A 19,793-nucleotide genomic window follows, 5' to 3' on the forward strand; every position below is an offset into this window, starting at 1 on the left:
GCCTTCCTCTCAATAGACCGGGCTCAAGCGGACGATGGCGGAGAAACGCAGCCAGTCCTTCTGCGCTTTCGGCGTCCACGCCGCCTCGGCAATGGCGGGCAGTCTCGGGAAAACCAGATGGTTGAAATAGGCGCGATTGAGGAAATGCTCGGACCAGATGCAGGCCTGAACGCCTTTCATGCGCTCCTTCAATTCCTCGGGGAACTCACCGACTGCCTCGTAAGCATATGTATGCGACGGCGGAACGGTGCCGGCCCAGCTTGCGCCCGGCTCCTGCCAGGCCTCATCCTGCACCATGTCGAGATAATAGGCCTGTCCCGGCGTCATCACGACGTCATAGCCCTGCTTTGCAAGCTCCAGGCCAACTTCCGGCTTCTGCCAGGCCATCAGCAATGTTCCCGAGGGATCGACGCCGCCGCCGTGCGAAACTTCGTCCCAGCCGGCAAGCTGGCGGCCGCGCTCATGCAGCATCCCCTGAATACGTTTCATGAAATAGGACTGGATACCGAAGGTGCCGTCGAGGCCTTCCTTTTCCATCAACGACTTGGCAAGCGGCGAGGCAAGCCAGGAGCCATCTGCTACCTCGTCGCCGCCGATATGGATCAGCCGCGAGGGGAAAAGCTCCACCATCTCGTCGAATATCTTGCCAAGGAATTCATAGGTCGGCTCGATGGCGGGATTGAGCGCATTGTTGGGATAGCCCTGTACGGAGCGATAGCTGTCCGGCGCTTCCTGCCCATCCGTCAGCTCCGGATAGGCAACGAGAGCCGCCGTGCTGTGGCCGGGAATATCGACCTCCGGCACGATTTCGATGTTCAGTGCCGCCGCATGCGCGACGACCATGCGAACATCATCCTGCGTGTAATAACCGGAAACCGGCTCAGCCCCATTGCCGAGCTGCGGCAGAAGCGGCGCATCCGGGCCGCGCGTCGCGCCGACTGTCGTCAGCAGCGGGTAGGCCTTGATTTCGAGACGCCAGGCCTCGTCATCCGTCAGGTGCCAATGGAACCGGTTCGTGCGCAGCCATGCAAGAATGTCGATCAGCCGCACGACATCACCGGTCGGATAGAATTGTCGCGAGACATCCAGATGGCAACCGCGCCAGCTGTAACGTGGCGCATCAGCGATGGTGCCGGAAACCGGGAAACGGAATTTGGTATCGGTGCGCGCGCCGTGCAGCAATTGCGCGAGCACAGTCAGACCGTATTGCAGACCTGCAGCGGCCGAATATTCCACGACGACGGCGTCATCAGAGAAAGACAGGCGATAACCTTCCGCTTCCAGACCGCTATGTTGCTTGAAACGAAGCGGTTTGCCCTCATGAACAGGCGCGAGGCTGAAAGGCACGTGACCAACGGCAAAAAGCCTGCGGAACAGCGACGAAACAGTTTCCACCGCAAGCACTTCTTCCTTGCCTGCCTCTTCGGTCGGGAAGAGTGCGACGGGGAAGTCTTCGCCCGGCGTGGCATCGATTTCCGCAGGCCAGGGCTGGATGGCGAAGGGCAGATCGAGCTTTCCTTCGGGAAGCAGGGCTGGCGCCGGCTCGCTATGGCGCCCGTCAAGCATCAGGTCAGCGACATCAACCGCGCGATATGTGCCGTCGGCAAGGCTGATATAGGCGGATTTCGCACCGTCTGTGCGATGGCGGGCAGGCCTGAGCAGGCCGTCAACGGTGAAACGCCACGATTTCCCGGCTTCGAGCACGAAACCCGTTGGCGGCGCAAATTCATGGAAATTGGCATTGCGGCGCAGATAGACGGCATTGCCGCAGACGGGCTTGTCGATGGTCCGCGTCAGCGACGTATAGACGATCCGGAAATCCTTCACCGCCTCGCTGGAAAGATTGAACAGGGTGAAGGTGAAGCCACCCGATGCGGAATCTTCGAGCGGATGCCATGAGTTTTCGAGACGAAATTGTGCGAGCGCCATGATGCTCCCCTTTATTGTGCTTCAAGCCCGAGAGGACTTCGGTCAGTAGTGTTCGGATTGTGAGAAAGTGCGGGCGAGCGGCGCCTGCCCTGCCGTCAGGCCGCAATCCACCGGCAGGCACACGCCGCTGATGGCCGCTGCCTGTGGCCCTGCTAGAAAAGCGACTGCGTTGGCGACATCCTCAGGCCTCACGATGCGCTGCAACGGATACCAGTGCTTCGCTTCCTCGAAGACCTGAGGATTGACTGCCGCCCGCGCTTCCCAAGCCTGCGTGCGCACGGTTCCTGGAGCAACAGCATTGGAACGGATGCCGAATTTTCCGTATTCGACAGCGATCAGCTTCGTCAGATGGATCAAGCCTGCCTTTGCCGCGCTATAGGCGGGATGGCCGAACACAGCCATGCCGTTGACGGAGGTGATATTGATGACAGACCCTTGCGTGCGCTTAAGCGCGTCCTCGAAAGCCCTGAAGCAGAGAAACGGTGCTTCCAAGTTAAGGGCATTGTCCTTGCGCCATATCTCTGCGGTCGTGTCGTGCAGGCTGACGGCCCTTGCAGCACCGGCATTGTTGACGAGGGTCGCGACATCACCCAGCTCCGCAACCTCCAAGGCCAGCCTTGCAAGATCCTGCGGATCGGTGACGTCGCAGGTTTTCGAAACGAAGGCGGAACCGGAAAGCAGGGAAAGCGCATTGGAAAGGGCGTCGGGATCGATATCGACCAACACCACCTTCGCGTGGCTTTCAGAAAGCGCCGCGGCAATTGCCCGGCCGATGTCGCCCGCCGCGCCCGTTACGACGGCGACCTGGTCTTTCCTGTCCTGCATCTCATGCTACTCCTTCGAAGCTTTCCAGAGCGGGTTTTGAGGTCAAGCCGCTCTACATCTTTGTTTTTATGCATTTTCCGGGCGTGAAACCGCTACGCGGGCTCACTGGAAATGCTCTAGTCACCCAGCAATTGCCGGTCGTCCGGATCACGATGCTCCACAAGCTGCTGCTTGATGTGCCGCAGGGTCACCATCGACCGCTGCCGGTGGTGATAGGCAGCTAGCGTCGCCAGAACATCAACCGCCGCCAGATAGGCATAACGCGATGATGTTGGGCGGAAGATATTGTTTCCCTCAGGCACGTTGACGGCCACCACCATATCGGCGGCCAAGGCGACGGGCGTATCGCTCTGGGTCAGCGCGATGGTGGTAACCCCCATTTCCCGCGCCAGCCTGAAGCACTTCACCAACTCCATGTTGCGGCCGGAAAAAGAGGATCCGATGATGACGTCTTCCTTCCGCGCAGCGGCAGTCATCATCAATTGCATGCTGTGATCGGCGCTGGTCGAAACGCGCAGGCCAAGGCGAAACAGCCGGTTCTGAATTTCCGAGGCGATCATCGAGGAATTACCACCGGCTCCAAACGCGTAGATCATGCCGCTATTGGCAATCCGGACGGCCGCTTCGTCGGCCAGGGCGGGATCGAGCGTCTTGTGCAGCAGGAAAAGCGCCTCCTGCGCCTTGGCAAGCACTTCCTCGGCGACGTCCGACGGGCCCGTGCTTGTCGGTTCCGAGGTGAGGTAGCGGATGCCGACATAAGCGGTCTTGGCAAGGCTGACCTTGAAATCCGAAAAGCTCTGGCAACCCAGACGGCGGCAGAACCGCGTCACAGTTGGCGGGGAAACCTCGGCGCGGGCGGCAAGCTCGATGATCGATGCATTGACCGCAAACTCGAAGTCCGAAACCAGGATATCGGCGATCCGCCGCTCCGATTGCGAGAACTGTCCCCTGTCGTCTTGAATCTTTGCGAAAATATCCATGCTCACCGGTCTCCGTTCCGCCAAAACTTAAGGCTTGGCCCCGTTTCCGATGCACCCTAATCCGAGACGCACGTCAACCGTACACACCCCTGAATCGACCATGTTTCGCCCCGTTGACGACACGCCGGACACCTTTGATTTGAAAATTATTTTCTCTGTTGATTGCGAGATGAGCATATGCCAACAATCTTCGCCAGAGAAATATCCAAATCTTGAAAATAATTTCAACAACGGACCTGAATCATGCGCGACCCATTCAAAAACCCTTTTCCCGAAACAGACGTCGCCCGCCACTCCATCTGGGACATGCTGGTAACGCGGGATATCGACGCCTTCCTCACTGCCGACTGGTCGAAAGTCGCGGATGATTTCGTAAAGGACGGCTTTCTCGGCATCAACGCCAACCGGGATGCAAACCCGGACAACTGGCGCCTGTCCTTCCCCTCGCTTGACGCCTATCGCGACGAATGGCTGCGACAAGCGCAGGATTTCCAGACCCAGCAATTCGCTGAAGACCCGCGCAATGCGATCTTCACCACCACCACGCTGGAAGAAATCGAAGTGGAAGGTGAGACCGCGCTGGTTCGCAAGAAGTTCGACGGTGGGCTTCGCAAGGCCGACGGCAGCTTCGACGTCATGAAATGGCAGACGCTCTATTATTGCCGACTGCATGAGGGCCGCTGGAAAATCAGCGGTTTCACCGGATACATGCCCAATCCCATGCCGTGATCCAGCGGACCTGCGAGACGGTTTTGAACGCCGGGCCGAAAGCCCGGCGTTGCTTTTTCGTCTGGAAGACGAAGACCGCTGAAAACCGATAGCGTCGCAGAAAACCGGGCATGGCGAGACAGATTTCATGGCCCGGTTCCCGCCCTTTATTGTATCAGTTTGAGGACAGAAAGATCGACACGCCGTTCGAGCGATGTGCCGCTTTCATCAAACAGATGGCAATCCGACGCCTTGATACCGGTGACGATGGTTTCATCGACGACAACAGGCGCAGAACCGGAAAGAAGCGCGCAATAATTTTCACCCGTGGGCGCGACGCCATAAGCGATCGTATTCACACCCAGCCGCTCGATAACGCTGGGCGCGACCTTGATATTCAGGTCGGCCGTTTCGAGACCGGTGTGTTCCGGGCGAATGCCGAGCGTCAGTTGCGTGCCTTCAAGACCGGCGCGCGGCTCCACCGACACGGTGATTGTCTGGCCCTCATACTCCACGGTCACACCATCGGCGCTGACGGATTTGCAGGTGACCTTCAGGAAATTCATTTTCGGATTGCCGATGAAACCGGCGACGAACAGGTTTGCGGGCTTGTGGTAAAGTTCCAGCGGCGCCCCGACCTGGGAGATTTCGCCCGCATTCAGCACCACGATGCGGTCGGCCATGGTCATGGCTTCCACCTGGTCATGCGTCACGTAGATCATCGTCGCCTTCAGCGTCCGATGCAGATTGGTGAGCTCGATACGCATGTCGGCGCGAAGTGCGGCGTCAAGGTTGGAAAGCGGCTCGTCGAACAGGAAGATCTTCGGCTCGCGAACGATGGCGCGGCCGATCGCTACACGCTGGCGCTGGCCGCCGGACAACATGCCGGGACGCTGCTGCAGGCGCTGGTCGAGTTGCAGGATCTTCGCGACGGCCTCGACCTTTTCCTTGATCTTGCCCTCTTCCATCTTTTCGACACGGAGGGGAAAAGCGATGTTTTCAAAAACCGTCATATGCGGATAGAGCGCATAGGACTGGAACACCATGGCGATGCCGCGTCTAACCGGCGGCAAGTCATTGACCTTCACGCCGTTGATGACGATGTCGCCGGCGGAAATATCCTCAAGGCCGGCGATCATGCGCAGCAATGTGGATTTACCGCATCCCGAGGGACCGACAAAAACGACGAACTCGCCATCCCTGATGTCGAGCTGAACGCCCTTGATGACTTCGAAATGTCCATAGTTCTTGCGGACGTTGTTGAGATAAAGCTGACCCAAAACTTGCCTCTCCCGTCACCAGCCGACATCAGGCTGCGTTCAGAGACGTTCCGCGACACGGAAAAATCGCGCCTTATCGGAACCGTTAAAACACACGAGAAGCTCCTGCCGTCATAGCGGCGGGTATTCTCGCAACGAATTATGAGGTTGCGGGCGACCTGCGCCCGCAACCGTATAAAAGTGGATTACTTGTACTGCTCGAGAGCGGCAGAGGCCTTCTTTGCGGCATCTTCCGGTGTCGCCTTGCCGGTAACGACAGACTGCACCATCTCAATCATCGTGTCCTGGAAGCCCTTGTAGTCAGTGAAGAGCGGCTCGGGACCGCCATAGGCGATACCGTCGATCAGCGGCTTCCAGAAGGGGTCCTTGGCGATGAACTCATCAACCTTCGGCGACGGACGAAGCGGGGTCAGGCCAGCGCCGCCCTGCAGTTCGTATTCGCCCTGCGGGCCGGGAGAAGTGATGAACTTGGCGAATTCGGTCGCCTTTTCTTCGACACCGGTTCCCTTGAAGATCGCGAGGCTGTCGGTGATGAGCAGCGTGCCGGGACCCTTGGCTTCAGGGCCGAGCGGCAGGGTTGCGATACCCCAGTTGATCTTGGTTTCCTGCAGGCGGGTTGCGGCACCCGATCCCGCCTGGATCATGCCAACCTTGCCATCGAGGAAGATGGCGCGGATTTCGTTCTGCTCGTAGGCCGTCGGACCTTCGACGGAGTAAGGCGTGATGTCCTTGTAGGCCTTCAGAGCTGCAAGAACCTGTGGGCTGTCGACGGTGATCTTGTCGCCGTCGATGACCTTGCCGTTATTGGTGTAAACCCAGTGCATGAACTGGTGCATGGTGTTGTCGAAGGTCTTTGCGGGCAGGCCATAACCGGCGACGCCGGTCTTTTCCTTGATCTGCTTGGCAAAGGCGATCTCTTCAGCCCAGGTCTTCGGCGGCACTTCCGGATCGAGACCGGCCTGCTTGAAGAGGTCCTTGTTCCAATAGAGCGCCTTGGTCGAGAAGGCGACAGGCACGCCCCACTGCGTATCCTCGAAGGTAACCGTGTCGACGATGTTAGGATAATAGGTCTTCTTTTCGTCTTCGGTCATCGGCACCGGAACGATGAGGTCGTTCTGTGCGAACTGCTTCAGCGTGCGCGAACCGACATAGGCCATGGCGACCGGAGTGCCGGCGGCTGCGAGAGTCGTCGCCTTGTCCTGGCACTGCGCCCAGCCGACGACTTCAGGAACGACCTTCCAGCCGGCATTCTTGCCTTCCCATTCCTTGATGTATTTTTCATGGATGGGGTCCATCTTGTCGCCGCAATAGATCCAGCTGATCTCCTTGTCGGCGGCGTGTGCCGCCACCGTGCCAAGGGCAGTGGAACCGGCAAATGCGAAGGCGCAAAGCGCCAATCCGTAATGTTTCAGTGCCATAGATAGTCTCCCGTTTTCTGGTGGTCGTTCCTATTGTTGATTATTTCACCGCGCCTGCGGTAAGCCCGCTGACGAGATAGCGTTGCATGAAGAAGATGACGACCATGGCCGGCGCAATGCCGACGAAACTGGCCGCCATCAACTCATTCCAGACGACTTCCTGACGACCGAAATAGGCAAACAGGCCGATGGGCAGCGGCATATATTCGGTCTTGGAATTGAAGGTGAGCGCGAAGATGAACTGCTGCGCATAAGCACCGATGAAGGTGGTGATGGACACGACGGCGATGCCAGGCATCGCAAGCGGCAGGATCACCCGGCGGAAGGTATAGAAATAGCTCGCGCCGTCGACATAGGCCGCCTCTTCCAGTTCGCGCGGAATGCGCAGCATGTAGGTTCGCAAAAGCCAGATGGCAGTGGGGATCAAAAAGGCGGCGCCGGGAATGATCATCGCCAGATAGGTGTTCAGCACGCCCATATTGCGCATCAGCCGGTAAAGCGGGATCAGAAGCACAGCACCGGAGAACATGTTGATCGCCAGAAACGCGCCGAGCAATTGCCCGCGACCGCGAAACTGGAACCGCGCGAAAGCATAGGACGCCGGCACCACCAGAAGCAGAACGATGATCGTCGATATCGTCGAGATGAAGAAGGAGTTGAAGACGTAGCGGGCAAAGCCGGGAACGCTGACCCACATGGTCCGATAAGCTTCGAAGGAGCCGTTTTCCGGCCAAAACTTATACGGTGACGAAAAAAGCAGGCTGAGCGGTTTCAGCGAAACCAGAAACCCTTCGACAAACGGCGCCAGCACGAAGGTCAGGAATACGGCGATGCCGCAATAAATCCCGACGATCTCATACCATCTGTAACGGTTGATCATCGCATTTTTGTCGGTCATCGGCTGGTCTCCTGCGAGATACGGCTGGTGATGCGGAAGTAGAAGTAGGTGAATATGGACAGGAAGATGCAGATCAGCACTGCACGCGCCGCGCCCTCACCGTATTTGTAGGAACCGATCGCCGTCTTGTAGGTGTCGATGATCATGGTCGTCGTCTGGCCCGTCGGTCCGCCCTGTGTCAGGATCCAGATGATGTCGAAGGAATTGAAGGTCGAAATCAGCGAGATCATCGACATGGTAATCATGGCTGGCAGCATCAGCGGCAACGTGATGCGGCGGAAGCGGTAGGTGCGGCTGGCGCCGTCGGTCCAGGCTGCCTCGTAAAGATCCTGCGGAATGGCCTGAATTGCCGCCAGCAGATAAAGCGTCACCATCGGCACGCCGATCCATACGTCGGTGATGATGGTCGCCCAGAAAGCCGTGCTGCCATAGGCGAGGAAGGCGACTGGACCGTCCACCAGGCCAAGATTCTGTAGAACACCGGAAATCATGCCGAACTGGCCGTTATACATCCAGCCCCACATGAAGATGCCGATAGCCATCGGCACGATCCATGGCGGCATCGTCAGGATGCGAAACAGGGCCCGACCGGGAACGGCCGAATTCAGCAACACCGCACCGAAGGTGCCGATGATCATCTTTATCGAGACGGAAAAGAACGTCCAGATAAAGGTCCGCGTGATGACCCCGGCGAAAGTCTCGTTGAAGATCTTCTCGTAATTGATGAAACCCACCCAGTTCGTCGTCTTTTTCAACGACGCGTCCGTGAAGGACAGGATGAAGGTATCGACGAGCGGATAAGCAACAATAACAGTGATGTATAAAAGCGCCGGCAAAAGAAGAAGCCAGGCAAAGATGACCGCGCTGCGTTTCGCATCCATCGCAGCGCCCCCTTAAGCCGATTTCACGGCGGGCGACTTCAACTGCCCGTGGAGTGCCAGATCATATTCCTCCCACACCGGCTTGAGATCGACCACCTTGCGGCCATGGCGCGCCTCGTCCATGGCGAGCGCCAGAATACCGGCCTCTATCGCATCGAGCGCGGAAACCGGCAGGGGCGTCCCCTTGACGACATGGTTGATCACGTCCTCGGCCATCTGCTCATCCGCGCCATAATGCTGGGAGAGCACGGTTGCCGCCGAATAGGTCTTGGCAACGGTCTTTTCGTTGGTGCGGGCATTGTGCACGTTCAGGAAGCCGCGCACGAAATCGCCCTCCGCCATGCCCTTGGCGCCGATGACGCAGAAACGGCGGAAATCGTCGGGAACGTTCAGATTGGTATGGAAGGCGAGCGATGCGCCGTTTTCATATTCGACGATCGCGGTCTGGTAGTCGATGATATCGCCGTCGCTGTCGAAAACCTTGTCGGAACCCATCCAGCCGCTCGGCTTGCGATGGTAGACTTCCATGTCGTTGATGCCGTCATTTTGCGGAGCATTTGCAGGCGTGAAGCTCTTGCGCCCGCCAAAGCTCGACACGAAACGCGGCCGGGCACCCACCACGCCATTGTAGAGATCGAGGTCGTGGCAGCATTTTTCCAGCATGAAGGAGCCGGAATAGTTCTCGTAACGCCGCCAGTCGCGCATGAAGAACGCGCCATGATAGGGCGGGATATGTTCCGAAGCCTCGATGGATACGACGTCACCCAGCTTGCCTTCGGCCTGCGCGGCGCGCAGATCGCGGTAAAGCGGCGAGTAACGCAGGACCAGACCGACCAGCAGCCGCTCATGTCCATGCTTGTTGAGCAACCGGGCGAGTTCGAGGCTTTCCTCGATGCTGACGACGATGGGTTTTTCCGAGAAAATGGTGCAACCGGCTTCAAGCCCGATGCGGATATGCTCCAGATGCATATGGTTCGGTGAGCCGATCATCAAAAGGTCGAATGTCTCGCCGGCAATCAGCGCCTCGGGGCTGTCATAGGCCTTGCCAGCCGAAATGCCCTTTTCCTCAAGACCCGGCAGACCGGCCGGGGCAGGATCGACATAACCGACGATCTCGAAATCCTTGTCGATCTCGTGAAAAACGTAGCCCAGATAACCGAGACGGAATCCGAGTCCGATAATTCCCACCTTCATGAACTTTGTTCCCTGTTCACTCGTAATTCATTTTCGCAGAGGCAACCATTTCTGTGCTGGTTATTCTGATATCTGCGATAATTTTCCGCCACGATGAAATTAATTTTCATAACGGTCAAGTTAAATTCGATCTCGCAAATTCTAGTGAGGACCGGAGACCGATTTCCCCAGCGGAGAAAGGCGCAAGATAGAGCGCCGTCAGCCACTGATACAAAAACAATACCAAAAAAATGCCAATCGTCTATAGCAATTCCAATTGCCGGAAATTTTTTTTGGTTAATGCGGAAATTTCAAGCATGAGGCCTTATTATTCGGCAAATGATCGAAAAAACCACCGATTAGTCGTACAAATCCACTAATGGTTCTATTTTGGTATTGCCGATTGTGACGCATATGGTATAGCCGGAATTCGCCACATCGATTGTGACAGAGGTTATGGATGAACGGGGCAGCGCTTAATCTGGACGACCTGCAATCGGGAGGCGGCGGCCCGCTTTACCTGAAACTGCGTCAGACGATTGAAGACGCCATCAATGGCGGCCGCCTCAAACATGGCGATGCCCTGCCGCCCGAGCGCGACATTGCAGAAAGCGCCTGCGTCAGCCGCGTCACGGTGCGCAAGGCTGTGGACGATCTCGTTCGCGACGGACTTCTCGTCCGCAGGCATGGGTCGGGCACCTTTGTCGTCAAACCCATCACCCGTATGCAGCAGCCGTTGACCAAGCTTACCTCGTTTACAGAGGATATGCGCCGCCGGGGAATGGTGGCGAGCACGCGCTGGCTTGAAAGAGGCCTGTTTTACCCGACCGGTGACGAGATGATGGCTCTCGGCCTTTCCCAATCCGCCATGGTTGCCCGGTTGACGCGACTGCGCCTTGCCAACGACCAGCCGATCGCGCTCGAAGTCACGAGCCTGCCGGGCGATATTCTGCCGGACCCACAGCTGGTGGAAAACTCGCTTTATCAGGAGCTTGCGAAAAGCGATATTCGCCCCGTCCGCGCCATCCAGCGCATCTCCGCGCGCAACCTTACGGATGAGGAAACGATGCTGCTTGGGGTTCCCCCCGGGTCTGCTGCACTTTCCGTCCAGCGCATGGCCTATCTCGAAAGCGGCCGCCTCATGGAAATATCGCGCGCCCTTTATCGCAGCGACGCCTACGACCTCGTCGCCGAACTGACGATGACCTCCGACTGAAACACATCGACCAAGGACAGAAAACGATGACAACCCTGATGCGCCAGGAAATCAACGAGATTCCCGATGCCGTCGCCCGTCTGCTGGACAATACCAGTGCCGACTTCCGGCAGGCCGGAGACAAGCTGAAAGCCCGTGACCCGGCCGTTATCGTCACCATTGCCCGCGGATCGTCCGATCACGCCGCGCATTTCCTGAAATATGCGATCGAGTTACAGACGGGGCTTCCAGTCGCCTCGCTCGGCCCTTCGCTCGCCTCGATCTACCAGACGAAACTGCGGCTGGAACGGGCGGCAGCCTTCGCCGTATCGCAATCGGGCAAAAGCCCTGACATCGTCGCGTTGGCGGAAAGTGCCCGCAAGGGCGGAGCGCTTACCTTCTCCCTCGTGAACACCCTGCCCTCCCCCCTTGGAGACGCAGCCAATCACGCCATCGACATCCAGGCGGGACCGGAAAAGGCAGTTGCCGCAACCAAGTCCTTCGTCAACTCCATTGTCGCCGGTCTGGCCATCCTTGCCGAATGGACGGAAGACAGCCTGCTCGCGAAGGCCGTCAGCACCCTGCCGCAGAATTTCGCCAAGGCGATCGCACTTGACTGGAGCCATATTGGCGAGGCTGTGAAGGGTGAGGATTCACTTTATATGCTGGGCCGCGGCCCCGCCCTTGCGATTGCCGCGGAAGCCGCGCTGAAATGCAAGGAAACCTGCGAGCTGCACGCGGAAGCCTATTCGTCGGCAGAAGTCATGCACGGCCCGGTTTCGCTGGTCGCACCGAAATTTCCGGTAATCGCCTTTGCCGCGCGCGACCGCGCCGAGACCTCCGTTACGGATATTGCCGCAAGCCTTGCCCATAAAGGCGCCAATGTTTTCGTCACATCTGCCAAGGGTAGCCCGGCCAAGCCCTTGCCCTTCGTGGAAACCAACCATCCCCTGACCGATGCATTGCTGCTTATCGCGCCGTTTTACGGCTTCATCGAGCAATTGTCGCGCGCAAGAGGCTTCAACCCGGATGCTCCCGTGGCATTGAAGAAGGTGACTGAAACCCAATGAGCGGCATAAAGGCATTTGTCGGCGCCCGCATTTTCGATGGCGCCGAATGGCATGATGACAAGGTGCTCCTGATCCGCGAAGGGCGCGTTGCCGCTGTCCTGGACAGCGTGCCTGCCGACGCCGAAGTGATCGATACAGATGGACTATTGATCGCGCCGGGCTTCATCGACCTTCAGGTCAATGGCGGTGGCGGCGTCATGTTCAACAACCAGCCGGATGTGGCTGGCATTGCCCGCATCTGCTCCGCCCACGCCCAGTTCGGCACGACGGCTTTGATGGTGACGCTCATCACCGACCGGTCGGACGTGACTTTCAGGGCGGCGCAGGCGGGGATTGCCGCGGGCAAGGAGCATGTGCCCGGTTTCCTCGGCCTGCATTTCGAGGGGCCGCATCTTTCCGTCGCGCGCAAGGGCACGCATGATCCGGCGTTGATCCGTAAGATGGAGACAGGCGACCTCGCGGTCCTGACCGGCTGCAGGGCGGAACTCCCCTTCGTGCTGACAACCATTGCCCCGGAAAATGTTACTGTCGAGCAGGTTGCAGCACTCAGCGACGCCGGCATCGTCGTCAGCCTCGGCCATACCGACACCGGTCTCGATGTTGCGACGGCCTATGCTGATGCAGGCGCATCCATGGTAACGCATCTCTTCAATGCCATGAGCCCGCTTGGCCACCGCGAGCCGGGGCTGGTCGGGGCCGCACTTTCGAACGGCAAGTTGCATTGCGGGCTTATAGCCGACGGATTCCATGTCGATCCGGCCGCAATCGGCATTGCGCTGCGCGCCAAGAATGGCCCGGCCCGCATCTTCCTTGTCACCGACGCCATGTCCACCATCGGCACGGATGATGACGGTTTTGAACTGAACGGCCGGCGCGTCTATCGCAACGGTGGACGGCTAACATTGGCCGACGGCACGCTGGCGGGAGCGGATATAGACATGCTCTCCTGCATCCGCTTCATGCGTGAGAAGATGGAAATGCCGCTGGAAGAAGCTTTGCAAATGGCATCCGCCTATCCGGCGCAGGCAATCGGCGCCTCCGGCAAGGGAAAACTCCTGCCCGGTTTCGATGCTGATTTCGTGATGCTGACACCAGACCTCCAGATGCATTCAACATGGATTGGCGGAGAAAAAATCTACGATGCCACACGTTCCGGAGTCTGAACCATGATCGTTTGTTTCGATATCGGCGGAACGACCATCAAGGGCGCGATTGCCCATGCCCCGGACGATATTCGCCCCGTACCGCGTATACCAACGCCCAAAACCAGCTTTGAAGACTTCGCTGCCGGCTTGAAATCCGTCATCGACAACAGCGGCGGCACACCCGACTGCGTATCACTGTCGATCGCAGGCGTCATCGATCTTGATACGGGAAAGGCGACAGTCGCCAATATTCCCAGCATTCACCGCAGAACGTTAAAAGACGATCTGGAAAAAGCCCTGAACCTTCCCGTTATCGTTTCGAACGATGCGGATTGTTTCGTGATCGCCGAATCGGAAATCGGCTCCGGACAAGGACATCGCGTCGTCTTCGGCGTTATCCTTGGAACAGGTGTCGGCGGCGGGCTGGTGATTGACGGCAAGCTCATCAACAGCGACGGCGGTTTTGCCGGCGAATGGGGACATGGGCCAGTGGCCGCGACATTGGCCGGCAATCCACCGGTATCGCTGCCGCGATTCGAATGCGGTTGCGGCCTCACCGGCTGTGTCGACGCGATCGGCAGCGCGCGCGGCATGGAAAAGCTGCATCTGCATCTTCACGGGCAGGATATGACCAGTGAGGATATTATTGCCGCCTGGCAGGCAGGCGATGCGCAAGCCGCAAGAACCATCGATGTACTCATTGATATTCTCGCCTCGCCGCTGGCGATGGTGATCAATGTCACCGGCGCAACCATCGTGCCCGTCGGCGGCGGGCTTTCGAATTCAAGGGAACTCGTGACAGCTCTGGACGAAGCCGTCAGGGGCCGCATTCTCAGGCGCTTCGACAGGCCGCTCGTCGTGCCCGCCATTTGCCGGATCGAGCCGGGGCTGATTGGTTCCGCCGTTATCGGGCTGAAATATGCGAAGGAAATCGTGAACGCGGCTTAAGCCGCGTCACACCGTCTCGATCTTTTCCCGACGAAAGCCCAACCCCACCAGCCGGCCGGTCAGATGGGCAAAAAGTGGAAACCGCATGATCGCCCGCACGATGGCGGGTGGGCCTTTCGGCTTTTCCGCCGTTTCCGTCTGCTCTTTCTTGCGACCGACACGCATCATCCGCTGCAAGAATTGCGTGGCCTTGGTTGGAAAGGATCGCCGTTTCTCTATGGCGGCAAGGTCGTCATCGGCAATGGTCCGGCCGGATGTGAATACCGGCACCAGAACATTGGCCGCAGCAACCGCATCCTGAATGGCAAGATTGATGCCGACACCGCCGACGGGCGACATGGCATGGGCCGCATCGCCGATGCAGATCAGGCCGGGCTTCCACCAGCGCTTCAACCGATCGATACGGACGGTGAGCAGATGCACGTCATCCCAGCTCGTAACTTCGTCGAGCCTCTCGCGCGGGAAAGGGCTGATTTCCGCAACCCGGTTCCTGAAGGCTTCAAGTCCCTCAATCTTGATGTCAGCGAAAAAGCCCTTGCGCACCACGTACCCGCATTGCCAGTAGTCACCGCGGTTGATCATCACGAAACCCTGCCGCGAACCCGCATGGCCCATGGTGTCGGCCGGATCACCCGGCTGTCTCGAAAGGCGCATCCAAAGCACCTCGGTCGGGATGCCGAAGCGCTGTACTTCAAGCCTCGCCGCCTCGCGGACGATGGAGTTGCGGCCATCCGCGCCCACCACCAGATCAGCGGCGATCTCGATTGCGCCTTCCGGCGTATTGACCATGAGGCCACCAACACGCCCGTCGCGCTCGATCAGGCCGGTTACCGGCGCATTCATCAGCAGCCGAAAATTCTCATATTGTCCGGCCTTGCCGACGATAAAATTGAGAAAATCCCATTGCGGCATGAAGGCAATGAAACGATGATGGACCGGCAGCCGCGAAAAATCTGCGATCGTGATACGCTCGCCGCCGATGACTGCGTTCAGCCGTGGCGCACGCGTATGCGGGAGGCTCAGGAACTCCTCGGCGAAACCCAACTGCTCCATCAGTTCAAGCGTGGAGGGGTGAATGGTGTCGCCGCGAAAATCGCGCAGAAAATCTCCATGTTTCTCGACAACCGTTACGTCTATACCGCTGCGGGCAAGCAAAAGGCCGAGCATCAGGCCGGCCGGCCCGCCACCGGCCACGACAACGGACGTGCGGATGTGCTGAACGGCCCTGCCGTCATTCTCCGGCACGACTTTCGCTTCTTCCATCACCGCCCCCTGTCCGTTAAACGTCTCTATCGTGCATCCGCCGCCGGCAGGTTTGCATTTTTCGGCTGTGGCCAACCATGCGCATCGAAACGGAAAAGCATTTCGGACCGGGCAAAGATAAAGGCGAAGGCCATGGCCGTCCACATGCCAAGCAACAGCCCGGCGGCCACATCGCTTGGATAATGCGCGCCGACGATGACGCGCGAAACACCAATGACAAGGGCAAGCAGCAGGAACGCCCAGCGGAAGCGCGGCATCAGCATGGCGAAAACGCCGAAAAACGCTCCGGCAGCCGTCGAATGGCCTGACGGGAAGCTCTCATAAAGATTGTCACCGGTAAAAGGCGTGAGGCTATAGGCACCCATTTCCAGAAAAAGCTCCGGCCGCGCCCGCCCGATCAGGAATTTCAGCGTGTGGACCAATATGCTCGCCGTTCCGATCGTCAGGAAGAAGTAAGCGAGAAGCCGCCATGCCGTCCTCAGCCGGCCGGCATAGGTCCGCGCCTGCAGGACACGCGCGCCGACATAGGCAAGGATGGCAAGAGCGCCGGTGGAATAGAGCATCCAGCTGAACGTACCGAAATCGGTAATGGAGCGATTGAAGGAAACTATCCTTCCCGGCAGGGCTTGAGCATGTTCCGAAAGGCGTGGGTCGAAAGGAATAAAGACCAGAACCAGCACAAGGCTTGCCGCAAAAATCCAACCGCTGGAAACCAGAAAACGTCGCATCAATATTCTCTCATCGTTTTTCTTGCATATGGCTTTGCCATCCGCAAAAACAATAGCCCTGCTGTGTCCTTGTTATGACGGGTTTTCACGAGTAGAGGCTAGTGCATGTCGCCAGAAACTATGCATCGGTTTCGGGCAACCGGAAACGACCGACGGACGGAAGATGACAGATACCAGTGAAATGCCACGCAGGCTGACGATATTGGGTTCGACGGGTTCGATCGGTACGAACACACTGGATGTCGTCCGTCAGCTGGGTGGTCGCAGACAATTCGAGGTTTTGGCGCTCACCGGCGCTGGGAACATCGATCTTCTGGCGCAACAGGCGCGTGAATTCGGCGCGCAGCTCGCGGTAACCGCCGAGGATGGCAAATACGAAGCGCTGAAAGCGACCCTTGCCGGCACCGGCATTGAGATTGCGGCAGGCAAATCCGGCCTCGAAGAAGCGGCCTCGATGGAGGCCGGCTGGGTAATGGCAGCGATTGCCGGAACACCTGGTCTTGCCCCGACATTGACAGCCGCACGGCGCGGCGCAGACATAGCGCTTGCCAACAAGGAATGCCTCGTTTCAGCAGGCGATGTTTTCCTGCGCACGGTCAAACAGGGCGGCGGCAGGTTGATCCCGGTCGATAGCGAACATAGCGCGATCTTCCAGTGCCTGACGGGCGATCACAAACAGGCCGTGGAGCGCATCGTACTCACCGCATCCGGCGGACCCTTTCGCACCTGGTCGCGTGAGCAGATGGCCAATGTCACGGCAGATATCGCCCGCGCACATCCCAACTGGTCGATGGGGTTGAAGGTATCGATCGGCAGCGCCTCGATGTTCAATAAGGGGCTGGAAATGATCGAGGCGAAATATCTCTTCGATCTCAGGCCCGATCAGGTCGAAGTGATCGTCCATCCGCAGTCGATCATACATTCGATGGTGGGTTACACGGATGGCTCCTATATCGCCCAGCTCGGCTCGCCCGATATGCGCACCGCCATCTCTTATGCCCTCACCTATCCTGAGCGCGGCAATCTCAATGTCGAGCGCCTGGATTTTGCCAAGCTGGCGCGGCTCGATTTCGAAGCGCCTGATGAAACCCGGTTTCCAGCACTCCGACTGGCGCGCACGGCGCTGGAGCGCGGAGGCTTGCAGGGCGCGGCCCTGAATGCCGCCGAAGAAACCGCCTTTCACGCCTTCGTCGAAGGCGGCATCGGTTTTCTCGATATGGCCGAAATCGTCGAAACGGTCATGGACCGCATGCATGACGGCCGATCAGCCGACAGCATCGAAGACGTATTTTCGGCGGACGGGGAAGCCCGCAATCACGCGCGGGAACTGATCGCCAGCAAAGAAAAGGCCGCGTAAACGCGGCCAGATTTTCTCTTGTTTGAACTGCGGCCTTAAGCCACGGCACGCGCCAGCGCACAATGCGACCAGAGCTGGTGCAACGCGCCGACCAACTGTTCGATGTCGGCATCGGTGTGCAGCGGTGTCGGGGTGATGCGCAGACGCTCGGTCTTGCGCGGCACGGTCGGATAATTGATCGGCTGGACATAGACGCCGTGATTGTCGAGCAGGATATCCGAAATCCATTTGCACTTGGCGGCATCGCCCACCATGACCGGTACGATATGGCTGGGATTGTCCATATGCGGAATGCCGCGTGCATCCAGAAGCCCCCGCAGCTTGCGTACCCGGTCCTGATGGCGGGCGCGCTCAAAGGGGCTTGCCTTCAAATGCTGGATCGAGGCGATTGCGCCGGCAGCAAGCGACGGCGGCAGGGCCGTCGTGAAGATGAAACCGGAGGCAAAAGAACGGATAAAATCACAGACCGCCGTGGACCCGGCAATATAACCGCCCATCACGCCGAAAGCCTTGCCGAGCGTTCCCTCGATGATCGTCAGGCGATCCATCAGGCCTTCGCGCTCGGCAATGCCGCCGCCGCGCGGTCCGTACATGCCAACGGCATGGACTTCGTCGAGATAGGTCATGGCGCCATAACGATCGGCAAGATCGCAGATTTCCTTGATCGGGGCGATATCGCCATCCATCGAATAGACGGATTCAAAGGCGATGAGCTTCGGCGCGCTTGGATCGGCTGCCTTGAGCTTCGCCTCGAGATCTTCGAGATCATTGTGTTTCCAGATCACCCGCTCGCAACGGCCGTAACGGATGCCTTCGATCATCGAGGCATGGTTGAGCGCATCGGAGAAAATGATGAGGCCCGGAATTTTCTGGCCAAGTGTGCCGAGTGTCGCCCAGTTGGAAACGTAACCCGACGTGAAGATCAGCGCCGATTCCTTGCCGTGCAGATCGGCAAGTTCCTGTTCCAGCAGGACGTGATGATGGTTGGTCCCAGAAATGTTCCGGGTGCCTCCCGCACCCGCGCCACAGTGATCGATGGCGGCTTTCATGGCTTCGATGACTTTGGGGTTCTGGCCCATGCCCAGATAATCGTTGGAACACCAGACGGTTACGTCCTTGCGCTCGCCATTGGCGTTGTACCGTGTCGCGCGGGGAAAATTGCCCTGCTGGCGTTCGATATCCGCAAAAACGCGATAGCGTCCCTCAGAATGCAGGCTCTGCAGTTCCGTCGTAAAAAATGCCTCGAAGTCCATGCCATGCTCCAGAATTGACCAGATCGTTTTCTGCCTCGACACCGGGACCGTCAACCCTTGCGAGCTGCTTTAACCACGTCTGCGTCAATTCGCCGTTGTTTTGAACCATTCCAATAAACCGTTTATAGACGCCGATGAAAAGTACAAAATTGATTCACATCAAAAAACCCGGAAATTTGGAACCTTTTTCAAACGGCGCCGTTGTTTGGGACGCAATCGATTTACGCGCGGAAGAACGCCTGAAAGAGGAGGCTTCCCTAAACGGTATCGAATTGTTAGTTATCTGTGGCGGTCGGAGGTAGCAGTCGCCGCAGATAAATATGGGACGCCTACCGAGCCGAAGAGCTCATTGTAACGTTGGAGAGAGTTTCATGAAAAAGGCAATCATATTTGCGCTGGTCGGCCTGTCGCTTGCAAGCTGCACGCAGACTGAAAAGGGTGCTTCGATCGGTGCCGTTTCCGGTGCGGTCCTGGGCGGCGCTATCACGGGCAACGTTCGTGGCGCGGCAGTGGGCGCGGCGATCGGTGGCGTTGGCGGCGCGTTGATCGGCAATGCCTCCGAGCCGGGCTATTGCTATTATCGCGACCAGTACGGTCAGCGTTACACGGCGCGTTGCCGTTAATAGCTGCACGAGATACCGTTGCACAGAAGCCCCGGTCATCCGGGGCTTTTTGCGTTAAGGCGGGCAAAACACAGTCCGAAGGGTCCTCAACGCCGTTTATTTATGATTAAACTGCACTG

The 19,793-nt window shown here is 58.3% G+C and carries 18 protein-coding genes; 7 read left to right on the top strand and 11 right to left on the bottom strand.

All coding sequences use genetic code 11. From position 1 onward, the window contains the following. Positions 1-9: 9 nt before the first annotated feature. The 3 genes from ACZ5A6_RS11485 to ACZ5A6_RS11495 form a co-directional block, all read right to left on the bottom strand. Positions 10-1,929, bottom strand: coding sequence for a beta-N-acetylhexosaminidase (locus ACZ5A6_RS11485; protein WP_464110943.1), 1,920 nt, complete (start codon positions 1,927-1,929; stop codon positions 10-12). Positions 1,930-1,971: 42 nt separating this feature from the next. Further along, positions 1,972-2,754 (bottom strand): SDR family oxidoreductase, encoded by a 783-nt coding sequence (locus ACZ5A6_RS11490; RefSeq protein ID WP_003516784.1) that lies wholly within the window; start codon positions 2,752-2,754, stop codon positions 1,972-1,974. Positions 2,755-2,870: 116 nt separating this feature from the next. After that, a complete protein-coding gene (locus ACZ5A6_RS11495) occupies positions 2,871-3,734 on the bottom strand; it encodes a MurR/RpiR family transcriptional regulator (RefSeq protein ID WP_003516783.1) in 864 nt (287 codons plus the stop codon). A 243-nt stretch (positions 3,735-3,977) separates the two neighbouring features. Between ACZ5A6_RS11495 and ACZ5A6_RS11500 the strand changes: the two genes are divergently transcribed. After that, positions 3,978-4,463: a hypothetical protein gene (locus ACZ5A6_RS11500; RefSeq protein WP_013636865.1), complete on the top strand. Its 486-nt coding sequence runs from the start codon at positions 3,978-3,980 to the stop codon at positions 4,461-4,463. Between the two features lie 146 nt (positions 4,464-4,609). On the opposite strand, the gene ACZ5A6_RS11505 is transcribed toward ACZ5A6_RS11500, so the two are convergent. The 5 genes from ACZ5A6_RS11505 to ACZ5A6_RS11525 form a co-directional block, all read right to left on the bottom strand. Continuing rightward, entirely contained in the window at positions 4,610-5,722 is a 1,113-nt protein-coding gene (locus ACZ5A6_RS11505; protein WP_174060517.1) for an ABC transporter ATP-binding protein, read from the bottom strand. Positions 5,723-5,907: 185 nt separating this feature from the next. Continuing rightward, complete coding sequence (locus ACZ5A6_RS11510) at positions 5,908-7,140, bottom strand: extracellular solute-binding protein (RefSeq protein WP_003516773.1); 1,233 nt, start codon at positions 7,138-7,140, stop codon at positions 5,908-5,910. 40 nt (positions 7,141-7,180) lie between these two features. Beyond that, positions 7,181-8,038, bottom strand: coding sequence for a carbohydrate ABC transporter permease (locus ACZ5A6_RS11515; RefSeq protein ID WP_003516772.1), 858 nt, complete (start codon positions 8,036-8,038; stop codon positions 7,181-7,183). Further along, complete coding sequence (locus tag ACZ5A6_RS11520) at positions 8,035-8,919, bottom strand: carbohydrate ABC transporter permease (protein ID WP_003516771.1); 885 nt, start codon at positions 8,917-8,919, stop codon at positions 8,035-8,037. The genes ACZ5A6_RS11515 and ACZ5A6_RS11520 overlap by 4 nt, the downstream gene beginning before the upstream one ends. A gap of 12 nt (positions 8,920-8,931) precedes the next feature. Beyond that, complete coding sequence (locus tag ACZ5A6_RS11525) at positions 8,932-10,113, bottom strand: Gfo/Idh/MocA family protein (protein WP_003516769.1); 1,182 nt, start codon at positions 10,111-10,113, stop codon at positions 8,932-8,934. Positions 10,114-10,552: 439 nt separating this feature from the next. Here ACZ5A6_RS11525 and ACZ5A6_RS11530 point away from each other — a divergent pair, with 439 nt between their 5' ends. Genes ACZ5A6_RS11530 through ACZ5A6_RS11545 form a run of 4 tightly spaced genes read left to right on the top strand, consistent with a single transcriptional unit; the run spans position 10,553 to position 14,450 of the window. Continuing rightward, positions 10,553-11,308, top strand: coding sequence for a GntR family transcriptional regulator (locus ACZ5A6_RS11530; RefSeq protein WP_003516768.1), 756 nt, complete (start codon positions 10,553-10,555; stop codon positions 11,306-11,308). 26 nt (positions 11,309-11,334) lie between these two features. Then, complete coding sequence (locus tag ACZ5A6_RS11535) at positions 11,335-12,357, top strand: SIS domain-containing protein (protein WP_003516766.1); 1,023 nt, start codon at positions 11,335-11,337, stop codon at positions 12,355-12,357. Continuing rightward, a complete protein-coding gene (gene nagA / locus ACZ5A6_RS11540; protein ID WP_174060518.1) occupies positions 12,354-13,520 on the top strand; it encodes an N-acetylglucosamine-6-phosphate deacetylase in 1,167 nt (388 codons plus the stop codon). Before ACZ5A6_RS11535 ends, nagA begins: the two co-directional genes overlap by 4 nt. A gap of 3 nt (positions 13,521-13,523) precedes the next feature. Further along, on the top strand, positions 13,524-14,450 hold the full coding sequence (locus ACZ5A6_RS11545; RefSeq protein WP_065703396.1) for an ROK family protein: 927 nt from the start codon (positions 13,524-13,526) through the stop codon (positions 14,448-14,450). A gap of 6 nt (positions 14,451-14,456) precedes the next feature. Here ACZ5A6_RS11545 and ACZ5A6_RS11550 read toward each other — a convergent pair whose 3' ends face one another. Together ACZ5A6_RS11550 and ACZ5A6_RS11555 are read right to left on the bottom strand one after the other, a co-directional pair. Continuing rightward, positions 14,457-15,713, bottom strand: coding sequence for an FAD-dependent oxidoreductase (locus ACZ5A6_RS11550; protein WP_174060519.1), 1,257 nt, complete (start codon positions 15,711-15,713; stop codon positions 14,457-14,459). A gap of 26 nt (positions 15,714-15,739) precedes the next feature. After that, positions 15,740-16,441 carry a phosphatase PAP2 family protein gene (locus tag ACZ5A6_RS11555; RefSeq protein ID WP_025594534.1) on the bottom strand — a complete coding sequence of 234 codons (702 nt, stop codon included), beginning with the start codon at positions 16,439-16,441 and terminating at the stop codon, positions 15,740-15,742. Between the two features lie 163 nt (positions 16,442-16,604). Here ACZ5A6_RS11555 and dxr point away from each other — a divergent pair, with 163 nt between their 5' ends. Further along, a complete protein-coding gene (dxr, locus tag ACZ5A6_RS11560; protein ID WP_174060520.1) occupies positions 16,605-17,798 on the top strand; it encodes a 1-deoxy-D-xylulose-5-phosphate reductoisomerase in 1,194 nt (397 codons plus the stop codon). A 35-nt stretch (positions 17,799-17,833) separates the two neighbouring features. Here the strand turns inward: dxr and hemA are convergent, their stop codons facing one another. Beyond that, on the bottom strand, positions 17,834-19,051 hold the full coding sequence (gene hemA, locus ACZ5A6_RS11565; RefSeq protein WP_003516756.1) for a 5-aminolevulinate synthase: 1,218 nt from the start codon (positions 19,049-19,051) through the stop codon (positions 17,834-17,836). Positions 19,052-19,422: 371 nt separating this feature from the next. Between hemA and ACZ5A6_RS11570 the strand changes: the two genes are divergently transcribed. Continuing rightward, positions 19,423-19,674: a YMGG-like glycine zipper-containing protein gene (locus tag ACZ5A6_RS11570; RefSeq protein ID WP_003492347.1), complete on the top strand. Its 252-nt coding sequence runs from the start codon at positions 19,423-19,425 to the stop codon at positions 19,672-19,674. Positions 19,675-19,793 lie beyond the last annotated feature (119 nt).

The organism is Agrobacterium sp. 6Ca8 (assembly GCF_055382765.1).

Excerpts from the sequence above, each read along its gene's own strand:
- ACZ5A6_RS11485 (WP_464110943.1), bottom strand. The coding sequence starts at position 1,929 with ATGGCGCTCGCACAATTTCGTCTCGAAAACTCATGGCATCCGCTCGAA.
- ACZ5A6_RS11490 (WP_003516784.1), bottom strand. The coding sequence starts at position 2,754 with ATGCAGGACAGGAAAGACCAGGTCGCCGTCGTAACGGGCGCGGCGGGC.
- ACZ5A6_RS11495 (WP_003516783.1), bottom strand. The coding sequence starts at position 3,734 with ATGGATATTTTCGCAAAGATTCAAGACGACAGGGGACAGTTCTCGCAA.
- ACZ5A6_RS11500 (WP_013636865.1), top strand. The coding sequence starts at position 3,978 with ATGCGCGACCCATTCAAAAACCCTTTTCCCGAAACAGACGTCGCCCGC.
- ACZ5A6_RS11510 (WP_003516773.1), bottom strand. The coding sequence starts at position 7,140 with ATGGCACTGAAACATTACGGATTGGCGCTTTGCGCCTTCGCATTTGCC.
- ACZ5A6_RS11515 (WP_003516772.1), bottom strand. The coding sequence starts at position 8,038 with ATGACCGACAAAAATGCGATGATCAACCGTTACAGATGGTATGAGATC.
- ACZ5A6_RS11520 (WP_003516771.1), bottom strand. The coding sequence starts at position 8,919 with ATGGATGCGAAACGCAGCGCGGTCATCTTTGCCTGGCTTCTTCTTTTG.
- ACZ5A6_RS11525 (WP_003516769.1), bottom strand. The coding sequence starts at position 10,113 with ATGAAGGTGGGAATTATCGGACTCGGATTCCGTCTCGGTTATCTGGGC.
- ACZ5A6_RS11530 (WP_003516768.1), top strand. The coding sequence starts at position 10,553 with ATGAACGGGGCAGCGCTTAATCTGGACGACCTGCAATCGGGAGGCGGC.
- ACZ5A6_RS11535 (WP_003516766.1), top strand. The coding sequence starts at position 11,335 with ATGACAACCCTGATGCGCCAGGAAATCAACGAGATTCCCGATGCCGTC.
- nagA (WP_174060518.1), top strand. The coding sequence starts at position 12,354 with ATGAGCGGCATAAAGGCATTTGTCGGCGCCCGCATTTTCGATGGCGCC.
- ACZ5A6_RS11545 (WP_065703396.1), top strand. The coding sequence starts at position 13,524 with ATGATCGTTTGTTTCGATATCGGCGGAACGACCATCAAGGGCGCGATT.
- ACZ5A6_RS11550 (WP_174060519.1), bottom strand. The coding sequence starts at position 15,713 with ATGGAAGAAGCGAAAGTCGTGCCGGAGAATGACGGCAGGGCCGTTCAG.
- ACZ5A6_RS11555 (WP_025594534.1), bottom strand. The coding sequence starts at position 16,441 with ATGCGACGTTTTCTGGTTTCCAGCGGTTGGATTTTTGCGGCAAGCCTT.
- dxr (WP_174060520.1), top strand. The coding sequence starts at position 16,605 with ATGACAGATACCAGTGAAATGCCACGCAGGCTGACGATATTGGGTTCG.
- hemA (WP_003516756.1), bottom strand. The coding sequence starts at position 19,051 with ATGGACTTCGAGGCATTTTTTACGACGGAACTGCAGAGCCTGCATTCT.
- ACZ5A6_RS11570 (WP_003492347.1), top strand. The coding sequence starts at position 19,423 with ATGAAAAAGGCAATCATATTTGCGCTGGTCGGCCTGTCGCTTGCAAGC.